Source organism: Citrobacter sp. KTE151 (assembly GCF_000398845.1).
Classification (GTDB): Bacteria; Pseudomonadota; Gammaproteobacteria; order Enterobacterales; family Enterobacteriaceae; genus Citrobacter; species Citrobacter braakii.
The window spans coordinates 621,040-640,212 of sequence record NZ_KB976064.1; the positions used below are offsets into that span (position 1 = coordinate 621,040).

At 53.0% G+C, this 19,173-nt stretch carries 20 protein-coding genes and 2 tRNA genes; 7 read left to right on the top strand and 15 right to left on the bottom strand.

Features of this window, described 5'->3' with window-relative positions:
• Positions 1 to 26 precede the first annotated feature (26 nt).
• Positions 27 to 947: a drug/metabolite exporter YedA gene (gene yedA, locus WC7_RS11705; RefSeq protein WP_016153500.1), complete on the top strand. Its 921-nt coding sequence runs from the start codon at positions 27 to 29 to the stop codon at positions 945 to 947.
• Here the strand turns inward: yedA and WC7_RS11700 are convergent.
• The 3 genes from WC7_RS11700 to WC7_RS11690 all read right to left on the bottom strand — a co-directional run bounded on the left by WC7_RS11700 (position 939) and on the right by WC7_RS11690 (position 3,586).
• A complete protein-coding gene (locus tag WC7_RS11700; RefSeq protein WP_016153501.1) occupies positions 939 to 1,406 on the bottom strand; it encodes a very short patch repair endonuclease in 468 nt (155 codons plus the stop codon). The genes yedA and WC7_RS11700 overlap by 9 nt on opposite strands.
• A complete protein-coding gene (locus WC7_RS11695) occupies positions 1,387 to 2,817 on the bottom strand; it encodes a DNA cytosine methyltransferase (RefSeq protein ID WP_032947108.1) in 1,431 nt (476 codons plus the stop codon). The genes WC7_RS11700 and WC7_RS11695 overlap by 20 nt, the downstream gene beginning before the upstream one ends.
• 76 nt (positions 2,818 to 2,893) lie before the next feature.
• Positions 2,894 to 3,586 (bottom strand): phosphohydrolase, encoded by a 693-nt coding sequence (locus tag WC7_RS11690; protein WP_016153503.1) that lies wholly within the window; start codon positions 3,584 to 3,586, stop codon positions 2,894 to 2,896.
• A 441-nt stretch (positions 3,587 to 4,027) separates the two neighbouring features.
• On the opposite strand from WC7_RS11690, the gene ompC reads away from it, so the two are divergent.
• Positions 4,028 to 5,206 carry a porin OmpC gene (gene ompC / locus WC7_RS11685; protein ID WP_016153504.1) on the top strand — a complete coding sequence of 393 codons (1,179 nt, stop codon included), beginning with the start codon at positions 4,028 to 4,030 and terminating at the stop codon, positions 5,204 to 5,206.
• Between the two features lie 168 nt (positions 5,207 to 5,374).
• On the opposite strand, the gene WC7_RS11680 is transcribed toward ompC, so the two are convergent.
• A tRNA-Ser gene (locus WC7_RS11680) sits at positions 5,375 to 5,464 on the bottom strand.
• A 93-nt stretch (positions 5,465 to 5,557) separates the two neighbouring features.
• Here WC7_RS11680 and mtfA point away from each other — a divergent pair.
• The 5 genes from mtfA to WC7_RS11655 all read left to right on the top strand — a co-directional run bounded on the left by mtfA (position 5,558) and on the right by WC7_RS11655 (position 10,186).
• Complete coding sequence (gene mtfA / locus WC7_RS11675; protein WP_016153505.1) at positions 5,558 to 6,364, top strand: DgsA anti-repressor MtfA; 807 nt, start codon at positions 5,558 to 5,560, stop codon at positions 6,362 to 6,364.
• A gap of 80 nt (positions 6,365 to 6,444) precedes the next feature.
• Positions 6,445 to 6,520 (top strand) — tRNA-Asn (locus tag WC7_RS11670).
• A gap of 262 nt (positions 6,521 to 6,782) precedes the next feature.
• Positions 6,783 to 7,820: an extracellular solute-binding protein gene (locus WC7_RS11665; RefSeq protein WP_016153506.1), complete on the top strand. Its 1,038-nt coding sequence runs from the start codon at positions 6,783 to 6,785 to the stop codon at positions 7,818 to 7,820.
• The gene (locus WC7_RS11660; RefSeq protein WP_016153507.1) at positions 7,804 to 9,492 is read left to right on the top strand and encodes an ABC transporter permease; all 1,689 of its coding nucleotides are present in this window, start codon (positions 7,804 to 7,806) and stop codon (positions 9,490 to 9,492) included. Before WC7_RS11665 ends, WC7_RS11660 begins: the two co-directional genes overlap by 17 nt.
• Positions 9,493 to 9,502: 10 nt before the next feature.
• A complete protein-coding gene (locus tag WC7_RS11655) occupies positions 9,503 to 10,186 on the top strand; it encodes an ABC transporter ATP-binding protein (RefSeq protein WP_016153508.1) in 684 nt (227 codons plus the stop codon).
• Between the two features lie 23 nt (positions 10,187 to 10,209).
• On the opposite strand, the gene ldtA is transcribed toward WC7_RS11655, so the two are convergent.
• The 11 genes from ldtA to WC7_RS11600 all read right to left on the bottom strand — a co-directional run bounded on the left by ldtA (position 10,210) and on the right by WC7_RS11600 (position 19,163).
• Positions 10,210 to 11,139 carry a L,D-transpeptidase gene (ldtA, locus tag WC7_RS11650; protein WP_016153509.1) on the bottom strand — a complete coding sequence of 310 codons (930 nt, stop codon included), beginning with the start codon at positions 11,137 to 11,139 and terminating at the stop codon, positions 10,210 to 10,212.
• Positions 11,140 to 11,264: 125 nt separating this feature from the next.
• A complete protein-coding gene (gene cobT / locus WC7_RS11645; protein WP_016153510.1) occupies positions 11,265 to 12,329 on the bottom strand; it encodes a nicotinate-nucleotide--dimethylbenzimidazole phosphoribosyltransferase in 1,065 nt (354 codons plus the stop codon).
• Between the two features lie 24 nt (positions 12,330 to 12,353).
• Positions 12,354 to 13,097, bottom strand: coding sequence for an adenosylcobinamide-GDP ribazoletransferase (gene cobS, locus WC7_RS11640; protein WP_016153511.1), 744 nt, complete (start codon positions 13,095 to 13,097; stop codon positions 12,354 to 12,356).
• Positions 13,094 to 13,639, bottom strand: coding sequence for a bifunctional adenosylcobinamide kinase/adenosylcobinamide-phosphate guanylyltransferase (cobU, locus tag WC7_RS11635; protein ID WP_016153512.1), 546 nt, complete (start codon positions 13,637 to 13,639; stop codon positions 13,094 to 13,096). Before cobU ends, cobS begins: the two co-directional genes overlap by 4 nt.
• Complete coding sequence (locus WC7_RS11630) at positions 13,636 to 15,156, bottom strand: cobyric acid synthase (protein ID WP_016153513.1); 1,521 nt, start codon at positions 15,154 to 15,156, stop codon at positions 13,636 to 13,638. The genes cobU and WC7_RS11630 overlap by 4 nt, the downstream gene beginning before the upstream one ends.
• Positions 15,153 to 15,968, bottom strand: a complete 816-nt coding sequence (locus WC7_RS11625; protein WP_016153514.1) for an energy-coupling factor ABC transporter ATP-binding protein — start codon at positions 15,966 to 15,968, stop codon at positions 15,153 to 15,155. Before WC7_RS11625 ends, WC7_RS11630 begins: the two co-directional genes overlap by 4 nt.
• A gap of 8 nt (positions 15,969 to 15,976) precedes the next feature.
• On the bottom strand, positions 15,977 to 16,654 hold the full coding sequence (locus WC7_RS11620) for an energy-coupling factor ABC transporter transmembrane protein (protein ID WP_016153515.1): 678 nt from the start codon (positions 16,652 to 16,654) through the stop codon (positions 15,977 to 15,979).
• Positions 16,641 to 16,922: an energy-coupling factor ABC transporter substrate-binding protein gene (locus WC7_RS11615; RefSeq protein ID WP_006683999.1), complete on the bottom strand. Its 282-nt coding sequence runs from the start codon at positions 16,920 to 16,922 to the stop codon at positions 16,641 to 16,643. The genes WC7_RS11620 and WC7_RS11615 overlap by 14 nt, the downstream gene beginning before the upstream one ends.
• Before the next feature lie 2 nt (positions 16,923 to 16,924).
• Positions 16,925 to 17,662, bottom strand: coding sequence for a cobalt ECF transporter S component CbiM (gene cbiM, locus WC7_RS11610; RefSeq protein ID WP_016153516.1), 738 nt, complete (start codon positions 17,660 to 17,662; stop codon positions 16,925 to 16,927).
• Positions 17,659 to 18,372 carry a cobalt-factor II C(20)-methyltransferase gene (locus tag WC7_RS11605; protein WP_016153517.1) on the bottom strand — a complete coding sequence of 238 codons (714 nt, stop codon included), beginning with the start codon at positions 18,370 to 18,372 and terminating at the stop codon, positions 17,659 to 17,661. The genes cbiM and WC7_RS11605 overlap by 4 nt, the downstream gene beginning before the upstream one ends.
• Complete coding sequence (locus tag WC7_RS11600) at positions 18,369 to 19,163, bottom strand: sirohydrochlorin cobaltochelatase (protein ID WP_016153518.1); 795 nt, start codon at positions 19,161 to 19,163, stop codon at positions 18,369 to 18,371. Before WC7_RS11600 ends, WC7_RS11605 begins: the two co-directional genes overlap by 4 nt.
• Between the last annotated feature and the right edge of the window lie 10 nt (positions 19,164 to 19,173).

The window sequence follows — 19,173 nt, forward strand, 5'->3', positions numbered from 1 at the left end:
CCTTTTTATTTCCACCGTGAGGGATTATGCGTTTCAGGCAATTGCTACCGCTTTTCAGTGCGCTTTTCGCGCTGTACATCATTTGGGGTTCCACGTACTTCGTTATTCGCATTGGCGTTGAAAGCTGGCCGCCGTTGATGATGGCTGGTGTTCGTTTTCTCTCTGCGGGGGTTTTATTAACAGCATTCTTACTTATCCGCGGACATAAGCTGCCGCCTCTGCGCGTGCTCCTGAACGCCGCGTTAATCGGTATCCTGCTGCTGGCTGTCGGTAACGGACTGGTCACCGTCGCAGAACATCAAAACGTGCCTTCCGGTATTGCCGCCGTGGTGGTCGCCACCGTTCCGCTGTTTACGCTGTGTTTTAGCCACTTTTTTGGCATCAAAACGCGCAAACTTGAATGGATGGGGATCGCAATTGGACTCGCGGGGATCATCATGCTGAACAGCGGTGGTAATTTGAGTGGTAATCCATGGGGAGCAATTTTAATCCTGATAGGTTCGATAAGCTGGGCGTTTGGCTCAGTGTACGGCTCGCGCATAACGTTACCCGTTGGCATGATGGCCGGAGCCATTGAAATGTTAGCCGCCGGTATAGTGCTGATGTGCGCCTCGCTGATTTCCGGGGAAAAGTTGACCACTATGCCGACGTTTTCAGGCTTTATGGCGGTCGCCTATCTGGCCGTGTTTGGTTCTATTATTGCCATCAACGCGTACATGTACTTGATCCGCAACGTCAGCCCGGCATTAGCCACCAGCTATGCCTACGTTAATCCGGTTGTCGCCGTACTGTTAGGTACCGGCCTGGGAGGAGAAAGTCTGGCGCCCATCGAATGGCTGGCGCTTGGCGTGATTGTATTTGCGGTGGTACTGGTCACACTCGGTAAATACCTATTTCCCGTTAAAGCGGACGCCGTTGTGACCCCGTCGGAAAAGACGTTACAGTAAATGGATACCGAGGGTGTCGATCTGTGCGCTATCGCCACCGCCGCAGATCCACTCGATGACGCGTTCGGACAACGCGTCATCCCCCAGCTTTTCGCGCCCACGCAGGGCGCACTCCCAGACAATCAGTACGCGCCAGCCCAAAGCCTGCAATTTTTCACAATCCCGCGCGTCACGCTGGACATTTTTGCCTATTTTTTCCAGCCAGAACGCTGTTCGTGTGGCGGGGACTTTGAATAGATAGCAGTTGTGATGATGCCAGAAACAGCCGTGGGTAAAAATCACACAACGATAATCATCCACCACGAAATCGGGACGACCGGGTAACGTCGCATCCTGCACACGAAACGTTACCCCCTGCTCTGCCAGTACGCTGGCAAGGCGTTTTTCAATTGCGGTATCGCGGGTTGCTATCGCCCGCATATTTTTACTGCGCGTCGCTTTATCGTGAACGTCTGCCATGCAGTTTCTCTTTCTCGCGAATAGCAACCGCCTGTTTGATTTTTGGCTCCAGCAGTCTGGCTACCGCCGCAAATGCCGGGACGACCACCGAATTACCAAACTGACGATAAGCCTGTGTGTCTGACACCGGGATCCTGAACTGATAGCCCTGAGGTGATTCAAATCCCATCAGGCGCGCGCACTCTCTGGGCGTCAGCCTGCGCGGACGGTATCGCTGATTGTGCGGATCATCAAAATCCTTTTCACCCAGCGCCATATCCCAACCGCGGTCGATCAAGATCTCCGCCCCATCTTTATAGTAACGCGCCGATAATGTGCGCGTTACGCAATCGGGATTGCCGGGATACACCATGCCATAGCCAAATCCATTGCCCCGCGCCTGATGCTTTTTCGCATAACGATACAGATATTTCCACAGCACCGGCGTGAGCACATATTTTGCGTCGACGGTCGGCTCAAGTAGCTCCGCCAGCGTCGTACGCCGCTGAGGATAGCGGGAGACAATATCGCGCAGCGTGAAGTCTGATTTCAGATTCAGATCGCGGCGAAAGCCGACGAGCACAATACGTTCGCGATGCTGGGGCAAAAAATGTTGCCCATCGATAATCTTCGGATCGTCCGGCCCGTTATCGTGTGCATCAGCCACGTCATAACCCAGCTCATCCAGCGTTTGCATAATGATGCGGAACGTTTTCCCCTGATCGTGACTCTTCAGGTTTTTGACGTTTTCGAGCACAAATATTGCCGGCCGACGCGCATCGATGATGCGCACCACGTCAAAAAAAAGTGTGCCTTGCGTATCGCAGGCGAAGCCATGAGCCCGCCCTAACGCGTTTTTCTTTGATACACCGGCCAGAGAGAATGGCTGACAAGGAAATCCCGCCAGCAGCACGTCATGCTGCGGAACATGCTGGCGGATATGTTCCGCCGCCTGCTGGTCACTCACCCCATCATGATGACTGAGGGTGATATCGCGAATATCTTCATTAAAATGGTGCTGGTGAGGATCGCAGTAGTAATTCGCTTTGTAGGTGCGCACCGCATGCTTGTTCCACTCACTGGTAAACACGCACTGCCCGCCAATCGCCTCAAAGCCGCGACGAATGCCGCCAATACCGGCAAAAAGATCGATAAAGCGAAAAGCATAATGTGGATGATGCGCAGGCGGCCTCGGCAGCAAGTCGTTCAGATGAGCCAACTCACCGTCGCTGAGGCGATGCCACGTTTCATTGGCAACCACACGTTTGAAGATGGCCGGACTCCAGCAGTTCTCGCCAACACCATTCAGATGAGCAACCAGCGTTTTCACGTCATATATTTCAAGCAACTTAGCCAAAATCACCTGTGCGGCGGCCTCGTTATCATCTGTCATCGGGTTCATGGAACCTGCTACTGAAAAATTATCCTGCATACATTTAACCGGCCGAAATGGATAGCTGACAGGTTAACATAAATTAGTGCGGTTGACGTTGCAGCTGTACTGGCGACTAACGCAGCTTAAAGGGTTGAATCGCGTCAAGATCCAGCATTTCATATTCTCCTTTTAACTCCGCACTCAGCTTCGCCATGTACGTCAGTAAGAAGTCAGCATTATGTTGCGCCAAATGCCGACCGTGTTCAGTTTGCATCGTCAGCGGCAGCGTCAATAATTTGGTCTGGAAGTGATCGAGTGCGTACTGTTTATCATCAAGGCTACGCTGTCGGGCAAACGGATCTTCCGCATCAAACAGCGCCACGCCTAACGCGCCGGACACGGCAAATACCCGTGCTAAACCAATTGCCCCCAACGCCTCAAGCCGGTCAGCATCCTGCACGATTTTGGCTTCAAGGGTTTCTGGTACGATTTTGGCGCTGAAACTGTGCGCCTCAATAGCATGGCACACGGCAGGTAATCGTTGTTGTGGAAAATCAGGGAAATCGCGCATCAAAACGCGACGCGTTTCCTGGGCTGCCAGTACCGACGAACGATGACGATCGGGATGGTTCTTCGGCAAACTGACGAGATCGTGAAAGTAGCACGCCGTCAGCACCACCAGCCAGTCTACGGTCACATCCATGCTCAACTTTTGTGACGTCATCCAGACGCGACGAAAATGAAAGATGTCATGGGCAGCGTCGTGCCCGGAATGATTGTCACGTAACCAGGCTTCAAATTTCGACTGCCAGTACTGTAGTTCCATACTCTCGCTCTTCGCAGAAAGAAAACCACCTTAGCAACAATTCTTATGTCAGACTACCGTCGACGCTTTTTATCATCAATACATATTATTCACTCAATAAGTATCACTATAATGGATATATAAATCCATTATTCAAAACAAGCAGATCAATTATAATCCCGCATGCAAAATAAATAACAAATATCAATAATATACATTCAACAAGATAGAATAATAGAAATCATAACTATATGATAAAAATACATTTATATGGATAATATTAATTCAAATGTCATGCGATTTTAATTATACAAAAGCAGCAATGAAACATTTTGAAATATCTTAAATACATTTGTTACATGTTATATTTAAAATTAAATGAACTTCATAGATAGTATTCAAATGTAGTCTTTCAGATAGCGTTACATATTCATTTTAATTATTATATAAAGGGAATACATAATGAAAAGAAAAGTACTGGCACTGCTTCTCCCTGCCTTATTAGCTGCAAGCGCAGCAGATGCGGCTGAAATTTATAATAAGAACGGCAATAAACTGGATCTGTACGGTAAAGTTGCTGCTCTGCGTTATTTCTCTGACGACGCAGGCAGCGACGGCGATCAGACCTATGCACGTCTGGGTTTCAAAGGCGAAACGCAAATCAACGATATCCTAACTGGCTATGGTCAGTGGGAATATAACATTCAAGCCAACGGCACCGATGGTGACAAAGGCGATTCATGGACTCGTCTGGCTTTCGCGGGCTTTGGATTTGGTGAGAACGGTACCTTTGATTACGGTCGTAACTATGGCGTCGTCTATGACGTAGAAGCCTGGACCGATATGCTGCCGGAATTTGGGGGTGATACTTATGCCCAGACCGACGTGTATATGACCGGTCGTACCAACGGTGTTGCTACCTACCGTAATAAAGGCTTCTTTGGTCAGGTTGATGGTCTGAACTTTGCCTTGCAGTACCAGGGTAACAACGAAGGTAGCAGCGCAAATCAAGAAGGTTCTGGTAATAGTAAAGGTAGAAAACTGGCGAAAGAAAATGGCGACGGTTTCGGTATGTCTACCTCCTATGACTTCGACTTCGGTTTGAGCTTGGGTGCCGCATACTCCAGCTCTGACCGTACCAATGACCAGGTTTCCCGTGGCCGTGGCGATAGTACTCATGTCAATAGCTACGCTGGCGGTGAAACAGCAGATGCCTGGACCGTTGGCGCTAAATATGATGCCTACAACGTTTACCTGGCAGCCATGTATTCTGAAACTCGTAATATGACCTATTACGGTTCAGGTGATGGACTTGCTGGCGGTATCGCTAACAAAACGCAAAACTTTGAAGCGACTGCTCAATATCAGTTTGATTTTGGTCTGCGCCCAGCAGTTTCTTTCCTGATGTCTAAAGGCGTTGATTTAGGTGGCTGGGAATACGACGGCAATGGCAATCCACGCTACACCGACAAAGATCTGGTTAAATATGTTGATGTGGGGATGACTTACTACTTCAATAAAAACATGTCCACCTATGTTGATTATAAAATCAACCTGCTGGACGAAGACGACAACTTCTATGAAAGCAATGGTATTGCGACAGATGACATCGTTGCCGTTGGTTTAGTCTATCAGTTCTAATTGATGCCCAAACAGGCAAGCCCGCTTTTTATAAAGCGGGCTTTTTCTTTATACGAAGCGTATTTTTTATCACACGGGTATTACAACGATAAACTTGTGAGGATACTCAAAGAAAAAGACATCCATGAGAACTGTCGTTGAAAGCAAGGCGTGCAAGTGCTTGAATAGTGGCGGAGAGAGGGGGATTTGAACCCCCGGTAGAGTTACCCCTACTCCGGTTTTCGAGACCGGTCCATTCAGCCGCTCTGGCATCTCTCCGTTTTGGCGGTTGCCATGATGCCAGGTAATTTGGCATTTTAACAGACCCAGTTCCGTCAATTTCGTTCAAGTGACGAGTTTGCGAGCAAAACGATGATTAAGTGGCCCTGGAAAGAACAAGAAGCAACCCGGAGTGACGATTGGCCGTGGGACGACGCCCTGGCTATTCCCCTTTTGGTGAATCTCACCGAACAAGAACAAGCCAGACTTATTGCTCTGGCCGAGCGCTTTTTACAACAAAAAAGATTAGTCGCTCTTCAGGGGTTTGAGCTGGACCCGCTAAAAAGTGCGCGCATTGCTCTGCTATTCTGTTTACCTGTTCTGGAAATGGGGATTGAGTGGCTCGACGGGTTTCATGAAGTTCTCATCTACCCTGCCCCATTTGTCGTAGACGATGAATGGGAAGACGATATTGGGCTGGTGCATAATCAACGCGTGGTACAGTCCGGGCAGAGTTGGCAACAAGGCCCGATAATCCTCAACTGGCTTGATATTCAGGATTCCTTTGATGCCTCCGGCTTTAATCTGATCATCCATGAAGTGGCGCACAAGCTTGATATGCGTAATGGCGATCGTGCCAGCGGTATTCCGGCGATTCCCCTGCGCGATATCGCCGGTTGGGAACACGACCTGCATGCTGCAATGAACAATATTCAGGATGAGATCGATCTGGTTGGAGAAACTGCGTGCAGTATAGATGCCTACGCAGCGACCGATCCTGCTGAATGCTTTGCCGTGCTATCCGAGTATTTTTTCAGTGCTCCTGAATTATTTGCTCCGCGTTTTCCTGCCTTATGGCAGCGTTTCATCCAGTTTTATCGCCAGAACCCCATGGAGCGGTTAGGGGAGACGACGATTATCGCTCACCAAACACGCATTAACACTGAATTTGAAGATTAATTAACCAATTGAAATGACGCGCTAATTTTACTGTTGACACCTCATGATGAGGTCAGTAATATGCGCCTCGTTCACACGATTCCTCTGTAGTTCAGTCGGTAGAACGGCGGACTGTTAATCCGTATGTCACTGGTTCGAGTCCAGTCAGAGGAGCCAAATTTAAGAAGCTCGCTTAAGGAAACTTAAGCGAGCTTTTTGCTTTTCACGTCTGTGTAAAAGCTGCCTCTATAAGCGCTCAGTCTGCCATAACTCCCCATTCCATGCCGCATCACATCGTTGATTAAAGTTGTGTAAATGTAAATCGTTTAAACTTTGCAATTATTGTAAGTGCTAGTGATTATCATTTATTGTACGCGAACCAAAAAAACGAGCCCTGACTCGGTTCACTGTATGTTCCAATTACTCTGGGATAAAAACGATGAATGCTCTAACTCGCACCGGATTGCGCCGTATCACGCTTGCCTCTGCCCTCTTCTTCTCTGTCAGCCTGCCGGCTTTCGCTCAGGAAACGTTAACGCTTTACACCACCCGTGAACCGGGCCTGATCCAGCCTTTACTTGATAGCTGGACTAAAACCAGCGGTATCAAAGTAAGTACGGTCTATATCAAAGACGGTATGCTTGAGCGTGTTAAGGCTGAAGGCAAAAACTCCCCTGCCGACCTGCTGATGACCGTCGATGCCGGAAATCTCATCGATTTGGTTGAAGCTGGCGTCACCCAGCCGGTAGAGTCAGAAGCGCTGAAAGCCGCCATTCCGGCGAATCTGCGCGGCGCGGATAATCAGTGGTTTGCGCTTTCTATGCGCGCCCGCGTACTGTATGCCGAGAAGTCGCTGCCAATCGATAACTGGCATTACGAACAGCTCGCCAGCCCAGAATACAAAGGTAAAGTTTGTATTCGTTCCGGTCAGCACCCCTACAACACGGCGCTGATCGCCGCGATGATTGCCCACCATGGTGAAGCCAAAACCGAAGAATGGCTGCGCGGCGTGAAGGCTAACCTGGCGCGTAAAGCCACCGGCGGCGATCGCGATGTTGCCCGCGATATCCTCGGTGGAATTTGTGATATTGGTCTGGCCAACTCCTATTATGTCGGCCATATGAAAAACGCCAAAGAAGGCAGCGATGCTCGTCAGTGGGGCGATGCCATTAAAGTCGTTAAACCAACCTTTGAAAATGGCGGTACGCACGTCAACATCAGCGGTGCTGCCGTTGCCCGCTATGCACCAAATAAAGCCGATGCCGTTAAGCTGATGGAATATCTGGTTTCCGCGCCTGCCCAGCAGCAGTATGCGAAAGCGAACTTCGAATATCCGGTACTGAAAGGCGTAACGCTTGACCCGGTCATTAGCGCCACAATCGGTGAAATCGACGTCGATAAAACGCCGCTCACCGAGATCGTGAAGTATCGTAAACAAGCTAGTTTGCTGGTAGATAAAGTTGGATTCGATCAATAAACCGCTGCAGTTTCCGACGTTACGCGGCCTGGTTTCCGGGCCGCAGTCATTATTAACGCCGTTGCATCTTGGCGCGTTGTGCGTCGCGCTTGGCGTCCTGACCCCCATCGTTGCGCTGATCTGGCAGGCCACCCAGGCTGATTTATCCCACTGGGATAATCTTATGACATATGTACTGCCTTCAGCGCTAAAAAACACCGTGCTGTTACTAGCGGGTGTCGCGATAATGGTTGGCGTCATTGGCGTAGGCAGCGCATGGGCGGTAACGGCATGGGATTTCCCTGGGCGAAAAATTCTCAGTTGGGCGCTGCTGTTGCCGCTGGCAATGCCGACCTACATCGTTGCCTTTGCATGGCTCGATCTGCTGCATCCGATTGGCCCCCTGCAAACCTTTATCCGTTTCATACTGGGCTTTGACAGCCCGCGACAGTTCCGCCTGCCCGATTTACGTTCCCTTTCCGGCGCAATAATCCTGCTCGGATTAGTACTTTATCCTTACGTGTACCTGACAACCCGCGCCATGTTTATCAGCCAGCCGGCCCATCTGTTGGAAGCAGCGCGTACGCTGGGATGCAGCGTAACCGGGACCTTTTTTCGTGTTGCACTCCCCATGGCACGCCCGGCACTGGCCGTCGGGATCAGTCTGGCGCTGCTGGAGACGCTTAACGATATTGGCGCGTCGGAATTTCTCGGGGTACAAACGTTAACCGTTACCGTATACACTACATGGATCTCTCGCTCTGATTTATCTGCCGCAGCGCAAATCGCCTGCATGATGCTGATGTTTATATTCTTTATTCTGACGCTGGAATTTTATGGCCGCAGAAAACAGGGATTCAGCAGTCGTAGCCTGCGGGAAATTCAACCCACCCACGTGCAAGGCTGGCGTGGCTGGCTACTCGGTGTCGTTATTTCGCTGCCAGTTGTGCTGGGCTTTCTGGCCCCGGTGCTGTTTTTAATCTGGGAAAGCGCCAAACGTATAGGTGACGAGAGCCCTATATCCTCCTCGTTACTGTCTGCATTACAAAATACGTTATCACTGGCCGCGGGAACCACGTTGGTGGTGGTTTGCGTCAGTATGTTGGTAGCCTGGAGCGCGCGGCATAGCGCCGCAGACAACGCGATGCCAGGATTTCGCCGTGGTGTAATGCGTCTGGCTTCTTTAGGCTACGCGGTTCCCGGTACAATTCTGGCGATTGGTTTTTTAACCCCCGCCATGGCAGTCGACCGCTGGCTGGCAGATTTACTGGATGTTCGCGGCCTGCCGCTGATGTCTGCGGGGATCCTGCTGGTAATTTGTTGTGCCATGCGTTTCCAGGCGATTGCTATCGGCGCACTGGATTCCGGCCTGGGCCGCATTCCGCCTTCGCTGGAGCAGGCTTCTCGTCTGTTGGGTGAGAATGGTGCGGGCACATTTGCACGGGTTCATTTCCCATTGCTGCGCCCGGCGTTAGTGAGTAGCGCCCTGCTGGTTTTTGCCGATGCCATGAAAGAACTGCCAACAACGTTGCTGTTGCGCCCGGTAAACTTCGAAACGCTGGCAACGTTGCTGTATGCAGAAGCCGCCCGTGGAACCTATGAAGAAGGTGCTATCGCCGCGCTAATGATTGTTTTAGCTGGCACGCTACCGGTTATTTTGTTGGTGCGTCACCAGATGACTCGCCGTGGTTAAGAGAGTAACAATGTCAGAAATTGCATTACGACTCCAGGATGTGCACGTTGCCTACGGCAACAGCCAGCAATCGGTGCTGAGCGGGTTTTCAATGTCGGTACGTAAAGGAGAGATCGCCTGTCTACTGGGCGCTTCAGGTTGCGGAAAAACCACCGTGTTACGCGCAGTTGCCGGATTTGAACGGCTGCGAAGCGGAGAGATCTATGTGTCGCAGCGCCGCGTTGCCGGTTCCGGTGTTCATCTACCGCCGGAAAAACGGCATGTCGGCATGGTCTTTCAGGAATATGCGTTATTCCCTCACCTGACCGCGCAACAAAACGTGGCCTTTGGGTTACGACGTATGCCGCGTGAGCAGCAGCAGGTCCGGGTGGCGGAGCTGTTAAAAATGGTGGAGTTGCACAGTCATGCCAGCCGTTATCCGCATGAACTGTCCGGCGGTCAACAGCAGCGTATCGCTCTTGCGCGCGCGCTGGCGCCGCATCCGGAAATCCTGCTGCTCGATGAGCCTTTCTCCAGCCTTGATAAGCGCACGCGTGAGCGTCTTGGCAACGAGGTGCGGGATATTTTGCGTGCCGCCGGGCAAACGGCACTGCTGGTTACACACAGCGAACACGAGGCGCAGCTAATGGCAGACCATATTGGCGTGGTAAAAAAGGGACAATATCAAATTAAAAAAGCGACCCACCCAGACTAAAGGTTACAGGGTCGCCTTGAAAATTAGTAATGGGTCTGAATCAGACTGATATTCACCGGCATGCCGGAGCGTCTTTCCAGTGCCTGATTTCCGCGACTCATATCCACGTCATTCCCGCTGATGAAAGTGCGCAGCGCGGGGGTGACTGGCAAGGGAACTTTTCTGTCAGACTCGTATTCCGACCGGTTTCGTGACAGTGGTTCATGCACTTCCACCCAGCGACTACCGTCCGGCTCTACGCTGTATTTCACCGGTCGGTCTATCAGTTGCACACGCGTCCCTACCGGTACGGTATCAAACAGATATTTAATGTCGTCATTACGTAAACGGATGCACCCCTGACTTACCCGCAGACCAATACCGAAATTCGCATTTGTGCCATGAATGGCATAAAGCCTGCCGATATAAATCGCATACAGTCCCATCGGGTTATCAGGCCCGGCAGGAACAAACGCCGGCAGGCTTTCCCCACGTGCTGCGTATTCGCGCCGGGTATTCGGCGTAGGCGTCCAGCTTGGTGCTTCCTGCTTACGTTCTACCGCCGTCACCCAGTTACGCGGCGTTTCTCTGCCCGCCTGGCCAATGCCAATGGGTAAAACCTCAACCGTATTGCTGCCAGCGGGATAATAGTAAAGGCGCATTTCTGCGACGTTGATTACGATCCCCTCGCGTACAGTATCCGGTAATATCAGTTGCTGTGGCACAACCAGCGTAGAGCCAGACTTAGGCAGAAAAACATCCACGCCGGGATTGGCCTCCAGCATATTGCTCAACCCCTGTCCGTACTGCGCGGCAAAAGCTTCCAACGGCTGAGTGTTTCCTGAAGGTACCGTAATGGTCAAAGGACTCCCCACCAGGCGACTGCCTTCAGGCGGGAGCGGATAACTCACCGCCTGCGCGCTCTGACTCACGAGCAGCATAATGAGTGAACAAAGCAGTTTTACACGACGCATCTTTTTCCTTTCCTTCGCCGCAGCAGATATCCGTTAATTATAGCTTTTATTATCTGTTTTAGTGGGTTACGCCTAAAATCCGCATAAAAAAACCCGCCATAAGGCGGGATCAGGAACTCACGTAACTATGCTTCCTTACCATCCGGAAGCACAATGTTACTGGCGGCAAGCTGCCCCATGTTGTTGTACATTGCACAGGCGGCTTCAACAATCGGCATCGCCAGCGCGGCCCCGCTGCCTTCGCCCAAACGCATCCCCATATTGAGATACGGCTCCAGTTCAAGATGCGCCAGCGCGGTGCGAGCCCCCTTCTCGGCGGAGAAATGTGACGGGATCAGGTAAGGTTTAATCTGCGGCGCAATCTGGCAGGCAGCCAGCGCAGCGGAATAAGAGAGAAAACCGTCCAGCACGACCGGCAGGCCGCAGGAGGCCGCCCCCAACATCACCCCCGCCATGCCGACCAGATCAAACCCGCCTACCTTAGCCAGCACATCAATACCGTCATTGCGATCCGGTTGATTGACGGCAATTGCTCGCCGCACAACATCGACTTTATTGCCTACTCTTGAAAGCGGCAAGTTAGCGCCGATACCCACCACATCCTCGGCATCGCTGCCGGTCAGCACGCTGACGATTGCCGCCGCTGGTGTCGTATTTGCCATACCAAGTTCACCGACGCCAAACAGCGTTACGCCATCTTTGGCCAGCTCATGGGTATAGCGGATAACCTCCAGCAGCAGCTCCTCGGCCTGCGAACGACGCATTGCCGGGCCTTGTGCAATATTGCCGCAGCCGCGCGCCACGCGCATATTCACCACGCCAGGGATAAGCTCAGCATCGATGCCGACATCAATCACATGTACCTTTGCCCCCGCCTGAGCGGCCAGCACACAAACGCCTGTCGTCCCACGCGTCATATTAGCAGCCTGAATAGCCGTGACGATTTTAGGCGAAACAGCAACCCCTTCATCCCATACACCGTGATCGGCGCACATCACCAGCATCGCTTTGCCACTCACATGCGGTACGCCCTTCAGACCCGGCATTCCGGCCAGTTGCACGGCGAGCGACTCAAGCCGACCAAGACTTCCCGGCGGTTTAAGCAAGCCATCGACATGCTGCTGTGCACGCAGCATCGCAGCACTATCAGGTGAAGGGATTGCGTGGAGTAAAGAGGTTAAAGTCTGCATAAGGGTTCCAGTATGTTGGCTGACTCAGAGCAGAGCCAGCAGGAAAATCAACTCGCCAAGTTCAATGGCTGCGCCCAGCGTATCGCCGGTCTGACCACCCAACGTGCGTTTTAATAACTGCCCAAGAATAAAAATCGCCACCATCGTAACAACCAGCGCCGCCACGCCGCGCATGCCAGGAAGAAGCACGGCAGCCAGGATCGCCGCGAATCCCAACGTGACGCAGGTTTGACGCCCGGTGACTTTACCGATAAAGACGTTGCCCAGCCCTTCTTCGCGGGCGTAGCGATGTCGATACATCAGCAAAACCGCGGTACCCCGCCCGGCGACACAAGCGGCTGCAAGCGCCGCCAGCATCGGCGTGCCCCGCAAAGCCAGTTCGCTCACCACCAGCACTTTTGCCAGCAACACGAAAATTAACGCCAGTCCACCGTGAGTCCCCAGGCGGCTGTCACGCATGATTTCCAGCATCCGCTCGCGTCGACGGGCCGAAAAAATACCGTCACAGGTATCCGCCAGACCGTCGAGATGAAATCCCCCGGTCAATAACGCCAGCGTGAGGACTGCAAACAGGGCCGCCAACGGCACCCCACACCAGGGCTGCAGCGCCATAAAGACCAGCCCCGTCAGCCCTCCCAGCACCACGCCAATTAGCGGGAACATCACAATGCCACGTGAATAGTGCTCGAAATCCAGTCCTTGCGACCAGCGAGCAGGAACGGGCAAGCGACTAATAAAAGAGAGCATTGCCCAGAACAACTTACTCATTTAATTTTGACTCCAATTCCTGATACCACCAGCCAGACCTCATCAGCAGCCGCCGCCAGTCGCTGGTTCACACGTCCTGCAATATCGCGAAAATGCCGTGCCAGACGGTTCTCCGGAACAATCCCCATTCCGACTTCGTTAGTGACCAGCACAACCCTGGCCGGACAGCGCTGACAGGCCGCAATCAGCGAACGAATTTCATCCTCAATAGATTGCTCCATCGCCGCGTAATCCCAGCTATCCGGGTCGCTGTCACCGCCCAGCGCAAACAGCAGGTTAGTCACCATCGTGGTGATGCACTCCAGCAGAATGGCTTCTTGTGGATCGTTTGCTGCCGTAATCAGTTCATCGAGATGTTGCCAGCGTTCGGCTGTCCGCCAGTGCGCAGGACGTCCGTCACGATGATGCTGAATTCGCGCAGCCATCTCCTCATCAAAAATCTGCGAAGTCGCGATATACAAAACGTTTGGAGAGTCTGCGATCAGCGCTTCCGCATGCCGACTCTTGCCGCTTCGCGCGCCGCCAGTCACCAGAATCATCATACTGGCTCCCGGTGTTGCTGCATGATGGTATAAATTTTCTCAATATCGATGTGTTGCCGCATCGCATCCGCCAGCAGATCAAACTGCTGCGATTTATATTGCGCGTAATGGAAGGTGGAATCCAGCGGCGCTAACCCTTTACGTTCTCGCAGGCCATTAACCAGCGCACGGGTAAATTCATCGCTGTCGAACAGACCGTGAAGATAGGTGCCGAACGCCAGGCCATCGGCAGTGACCGCGCCATCAGCCACGTTGCCACCGTCTTTACGCAGCGTCATCACCGACCGGCATTCCTCGGTTAATGCCGTTTCGCCCATATGAATTTCATAACCGCGAACGGATAATCCCGCGGTACCCGCCAGCCAGTCCGGCAGCGAGGAGGACATTTGTCCCTCAACCAGGGTCGTGGTTTTGTGCTGGGCAAAATGCGTTACGGTATTGAGCAAGCCCAGACCCGGCAACGTACCGAGTCCTGACTCAACTTCATCAATGATGGTTTCGCCGAGCATTTGATAGCCACCGCAAATCCCCACCACGGGTACGTGATTACGATGTAATTGCACCACGCCATGCGCCATCCCGCTTTCACGCAGCCACACCAGATCGCCCAGGGTGTTTTTGCTGCCGGGCAGAATCACCAGATCGGCCCCCGCCAACTCTTCAGGCTGGCGAACATAGCGCACGCGCACATCCGGCTGTGCGGCAAGCGCATTGAAATCAGTAAAGTTAGAAATGTGTGGTATCTGAACAACGGCGATATCGATGTCGCGTTTGTCTGTGCGCAAATATTTGCCCTTTTGCAGCGCAACGCCATCTTCATCTTCCAGATCAACGTCCAGCCATGGCATGACGCCCAGGACCGGAACGCCGGTCAGCGCTTCAATTTGCTCAATCCCGGAATACAGCAACGCCACATCACCGCGAAACTTATTGATGATCACCCCTTTTACCCTGGCGCGTTCATGGTCGTGCAGTAGCGCCAGCGTGCCGTAAATGGAGGCAAACACCCCGCCGCGGTCGATATCCGCCACCAGAACGACAGGGCACTGCGCCATTTCAGCCATACCCATATTGACGATATCGCGATCGCGCAGGTTAATCTCAGCCGGGCTTCCCGCCCCTTCCAGTACCAGCACATCGAACTCCTGCGCCAGACTGTTATAAACAGACAGGATTTGATCCCGTAGTTTCGGTTTGTACTCGTGGTAGCTCACCGCATCCATATCGGTAGCCACTTTGCCCATCAGCACAACCTGCGCTTTACGATCGCTGGTCGGCTTAAGCAGCACCGGATTCATACGCACATCTGGCGTAATACCGGCGGCCTCAGCCTGAAAAATTTGCGCGCGGCCCATCTCTTTGCCCTCTGGCGTAATGCCAGAGTTCAGCGCCATGTTCTGCGATTTGAACGGTGCGGTACGCAGTCCATCCTGATAAAAAATTCGACACAGACCGGCGACCAACACGCTTTTACCTACATCAGATGCCGTTCCCTGCAACATTATTGCCTGCGTCATGACGCCTCCTTCAGTGCGTTCTCTCGCATACAGCTAAAAAATTCAGCCTCTGTTTTACACAGCGGGAAGCCCAGCTCGGTATGCAGCTTCACCAGCCAGGGCTGAGTTAATCCCGCTTGTTCAATAAGATCCGTCCGGGCAAACACATCACCCGGCGAGCCGTGCGTTAGCACTTCACCCCGGCGTAAAACGTACACTGCATCGCTGACTTCATAGATAAGATCGATATCATGGCTGGAGATAACCACGTGGTTTCCTTGCGCTACGATGCGTTTGATTATCTCAATCATCTGCGTGCGACCTGATGGGTCAAGGCCCGCAGTAGGTTCATCCAGTAGCAAATACTGCGCTTGCAACACCAACGCCCCGGCAATCGCCACACGTTTTTTCTGCCCGTGACTTAAACACTGAATTGGTTGATGGCGAAAATGCTGGGCATCTACCAGCGTGAGCGCATCATCCACCCGGCGGGAGATTTCAGTCTCATCTACCCCAAGGTTGCGCAGGCTGAAGGCAATATCGCTGTCGATATCGGTATAAAAAATTTGCTGATCGGGATCCTGAAATACGGTTGCCACCTGCTGACGCAGCGCCAGCAGGCCGCGCTTGCTGTAATCCAGCGGTTTGCCTTGCCACATCACCGCGCCTTCCTGCGGGCGCAGTAAACCACTCAGGTTCATAAACAGCGTGGATTTCCCGCAGCCATTAGCACCGACCAGCCCGGTGACGGCATGCGTTGAAAAGTCCAGCGTTAGCCCTTTGAGGATCGGGTCATCCTGATAGCGAAACCAAAGCGCTGAAGTGGCAAGCATACTTTTCCTTACAGGTGAAAATCACCCTGATACAGTTTGATATCCAGTGTGGTGGTCATTTGCTGGTAGCGGATCAACACGCGGGTAAACAGCAATCCCACCAGCATCGCCAGCGAGCGATAGCCCAACGGCAAGCTACGATAACCAAAACGTAGCGTTTGTGCGCGATGAATAGCCAGCGCCTCGTCTAACAGGATAAAAATAAAGCGCCAGGTTAGCAGGATCTGCTCAGTGAGCAGGCGAGGAACGTGCGCGCGTTTGAGTAAGATAATCAATTGCGGAAACGGCAGATTCAGGACCAGCCAGAACGTCGCCGCCAGCGCAGCCAGGCTGCGCCAGAAGGTTTCATTGGCGGTGACAAGCCCTGGCTCGCTAACGCCTAACCAATAGCTTCCAACGGGGATGCTGGCCAGCAGCGTCTGCGGATCGCGGCTAAAACTAAACAGAATGGTCACGACGCCGACCGTCAGAAAACCAAACGGTAATGCCATCCAGCGACACCAGCGCCAGAAGGAAATACGCAGCAGCCAGCAGCTCAGCGCGGCAATCAGTAACAGCTCAATACCCTGCCCCAACGGGGGCAGAGTAAACGCCAGAATCATCATCATCAGCCAGAGCAGAAATTTCCGCACGGGTGAGACATGAAACCAGCGGCTTTGATAGCTAAGCCTGTCAAGCCCGGTCATCACGGCGCTGCCTGCCCTTGGTGTAACCCAGAATGTAGAAAATCACGGCTGCGCCCAGCGATCCCTGGAGCGTAAACAGCAGGCTTTCAATCTCACCGCTTGCCGGTTCATACAACGGCTGGAACCACGGCTCATAATGTGGGGCAATTGCCTGAATCTGACTCTCCGCCTCACCGTCTGAGCCACCGTACTCTCCACCATGGTTGATAAAGAACGGCAGAATCACCAGCGCCACTACCATCCCTAACAAAATCAGCGTCTTTTTCATCGTTAATGTCCTTGAGCGGTAATCAACTGCCGTTTGGTTAACTGGTCATAAATCATTACGGTGAGCAGACCTTCCGCTATCGCAATTGGGATCTGCGTCAGGCAGAAAATCCCCATGAACTTGATGATTGAACCCGTAGCACCGGCGGATGGGTCCGGGAACGCCACGCCCAGTTGCACCGAGGTCACGAAATAGGTGACGAGATCCGCCAGCATCGCGCACAGGAAGACGCAAACATCACGACGCAACCCCGCACGGCAGGCCATTTTCCACACCATGTAACCCACCACCGGGCCAATCACCGCCATCGACATGCCGTTAGCGCCAAGCGTTGTCAAACCACCGTGCGCCAATAACAGCGCCTGGAACAGCAGGACGATTGCCCCGAGGATTGCCACCACGCCCGGTCCAAACAGGATAACCGCCAGGCCTACCCCGGTAGGGTGCGAGCAACTTCCGGTAACAGAAGGAATTTTCAGCGCCGACAGCACAAAAATAAACGCGCCGCACAGAGCCAGTAACACTTTTTGGTGACTATCTTCCTGCACGATTTGGCGCAGCCGCACCAGCCCGTACCACAGGCACGGCAAAAACAGCAGCCACCAGGCCAGCGCCCACATCGGCGGCAAGAAACCTTCCATTATGTGCATGGCGAACGCTTGTTCAGGAACAACCATCAGTAATAGCGCCGCAGCCAACCCGCTGAAAGACAGCTGTTTTAGCTGTTGTTCAAGCTTCATTGTGCATACTCCCACTGTTTATTGACCAGAATGGTCGAGAAATAAGGCAGCGGCTGATCGTCGCTCACCTCATCGAGATGACGCCAGCACTGTTCACCCGGCAGCGTGGCTTCAGACATCATCAATGCACAGCCCAACAAACCCTCTTGTTGCAGCAGCGCTTTGATGCGCGCAAAACGACCGTATACCTTCATCAGCACCAGACTGTCATGCTGCTTTAACGCCTGCTGGATTTCCGCTTGCGGCGCGGTACAGGAGACCACGGCCAGTGACTGTTGCTCCATGGCGAGCGGCGTTTTTGACCGCGCGGCAATCGCAGCGAAAGAGGTCACGCCCGGGACGATTTCTAACCAGTCAGGACAGCCAATACGCTGGAGTAAAAAAACCCAGGTGCTGAACAGCATGGCGTCGCCGAGTGTAATAAAGCCCACCTGCTTACCCGCTTCGACTTCCTGAACCAGCGCGGCCGCAACGTCATCCCATACCGCCTCTTTTTCGGCGCTGTCAGCACTCATAGGAAAATGGCAGCAGCGAACTTCGGTCTGCTCGCCGATATATTCACGTACGATCGACAGCGCCAGACTGTCGCCACCTTTACGTCCGGCGGGCGCATAGAGAATATCCAGCGTACCCAGCGTGCGTGCGGCCCGCACGGTGATAAGATCGGAAGCGCCAGGCCCGGTGCTTAATGCGTACAGTTTTCCGCTCATGCCGCTTCCTCCAGCGCCACATTAAGCGCCTGTTGTAAATGCGCCACGAACATAGCGCGAACCGCAGGATTCTCACCCAGGCCACTGAGCCATGGCGTAGCCGGTATCCCGGCCGCATTGAACAATGTTTTCCACGAATCCTCTTCGTCAGAGGCCATATCGTTGATGGCATGATCGCCAGCAACTAACATCAGCGGCATCAGATGCACCGCCGTCACCCCTTCCTGAGACAAACTTTCAATCAGCACATCGACTTCCGGGTAGCTTTCCACCGCTCCAACCCGCGCCGGGTAGCGCTGTGCCGTCATCATATGGTCGAGGCAGGCATAGGCGGCAAAGGCATGATGGCTGGCACCGTGTCCCATAAACACCACTTTTTCATTTTCGCCAAGCACCGGCATTTGCTGTTGCAGCGCCAGCATCAGCTGGGCGTAATCGTCATGGCTGCTCAGCAGCGGAACACCCAGCGTCAGGCGAGAAAAAAGCGGGCGCATGCTTTGCACTTCGCGGACAATTTTTTCGTATTCATCACCGTTGATAATGTGCAACGACTGAATAGCCACGTCCTGATACCCCTGATCCGCCAGCTTTTGCAGCGCCTGCAGCGGCGTGTCGATCTCAATGCCGTCGCGCTGCTTGAGCTTGCGGATAATCATCCCGGAGGTAAACGCCCGAAACAGGTCGCGGTCAGGGCAACTGGCTGCGAGATCGCGCTCACAAGCCACAATATTTTTCTCACAGGTGTCGTGATAGCTGGTGCCAAAGCTGACCACCAGAAGCGCCTTTTTCATCTCTAACTCC

Bases quoted from the DNA above. Each gene is read 5' to 3' on its own strand.
- WC7_RS11620 (WP_016153515.1), bottom strand. From the start codon at position 16,654: ATGACCGGGCTTGACAGGCTTAGCTATCAAAGCCGCTGGTTTCATGTC.
- WC7_RS11615 (WP_006683999.1), bottom strand. From the start codon at position 16,922: ATGAAAAAGACGCTGATTTTGTTAGGGATGGTAGTGGCGCTGGTGATT.
- yedA (WP_016153500.1), top strand. From the start codon at position 27: ATGCGTTTCAGGCAATTGCTACCGCTTTTCAGTGCGCTTTTCGCGCTG.
- WC7_RS11625 (WP_016153514.1), bottom strand. From the start codon at position 15,968: ATGCTTGCCACTTCAGCGCTTTGGTTTCGCTATCAGGATGACCCGATC.
- WC7_RS11665 (WP_016153506.1), top strand. From the start codon at position 6,783: ATGAATGCTCTAACTCGCACCGGATTGCGCCGTATCACGCTTGCCTCT.
- cobT (WP_016153510.1), bottom strand. From the start codon at position 12,329: ATGCAGACTTTAACCTCTTTACTCCACGCAATCCCTTCACCTGATAGT.
- cobS (WP_016153511.1), bottom strand. From the start codon at position 13,097: ATGAGTAAGTTGTTCTGGGCAATGCTCTCTTTTATTAGTCGCTTGCCC.
- WC7_RS11655 (WP_016153508.1), top strand. From the start codon at position 9,503: ATGTCAGAAATTGCATTACGACTCCAGGATGTGCACGTTGCCTACGGC.
- WC7_RS11695 (WP_032947108.1), bottom strand. From the start codon at position 2,817: ATGCAGGATAATTTTTCAGTAGCAGGTTCCATGAACCCGATGACAGAT.
- WC7_RS11690 (WP_016153503.1), bottom strand. From the start codon at position 3,586: ATGGAACTACAGTACTGGCAGTCGAAATTTGAAGCCTGGTTACGTGAC.
- WC7_RS11630 (WP_016153513.1), bottom strand. From the start codon at position 15,156: ATGACGCAGGCAATAATGTTGCAGGGAACGGCATCTGATGTAGGTAAA.
- WC7_RS11605 (WP_016153517.1), bottom strand. From the start codon at position 18,372: ATGAGCGGAAAACTGTACGCATTAAGCACCGGGCCTGGCGCTTCCGAT.
- ompC (WP_016153504.1), top strand. From the start codon at position 4,028: ATGAAAAGAAAAGTACTGGCACTGCTTCTCCCTGCCTTATTAGCTGCA.
- cobU (WP_016153512.1), bottom strand. From the start codon at position 13,639: ATGATGATTCTGGTGACTGGCGGCGCGCGAAGCGGCAAGAGTCGGCAT.
- WC7_RS11600 (WP_016153518.1), bottom strand. From the start codon at position 19,163: ATGAAAAAGGCGCTTCTGGTGGTCAGCTTTGGCACCAGCTATCACGAC.
- WC7_RS11700 (WP_016153501.1), bottom strand. From the start codon at position 1,406: ATGGCAGACGTTCACGATAAAGCGACGCGCAGTAAAAATATGCGGGCG.
- cbiM (WP_016153516.1), bottom strand. From the start codon at position 17,662: ATGAAGCTTGAACAACAGCTAAAACAGCTGTCTTTCAGCGGGTTGGCT.
- mtfA (WP_016153505.1), top strand. From the start codon at position 5,558: ATGATTAAGTGGCCCTGGAAAGAACAAGAAGCAACCCGGAGTGACGAT.
- ldtA (WP_016153509.1), bottom strand. From the start codon at position 11,139: ATGCGTCGTGTAAAACTGCTTTGTTCACTCATTATGCTGCTCGTGAGT.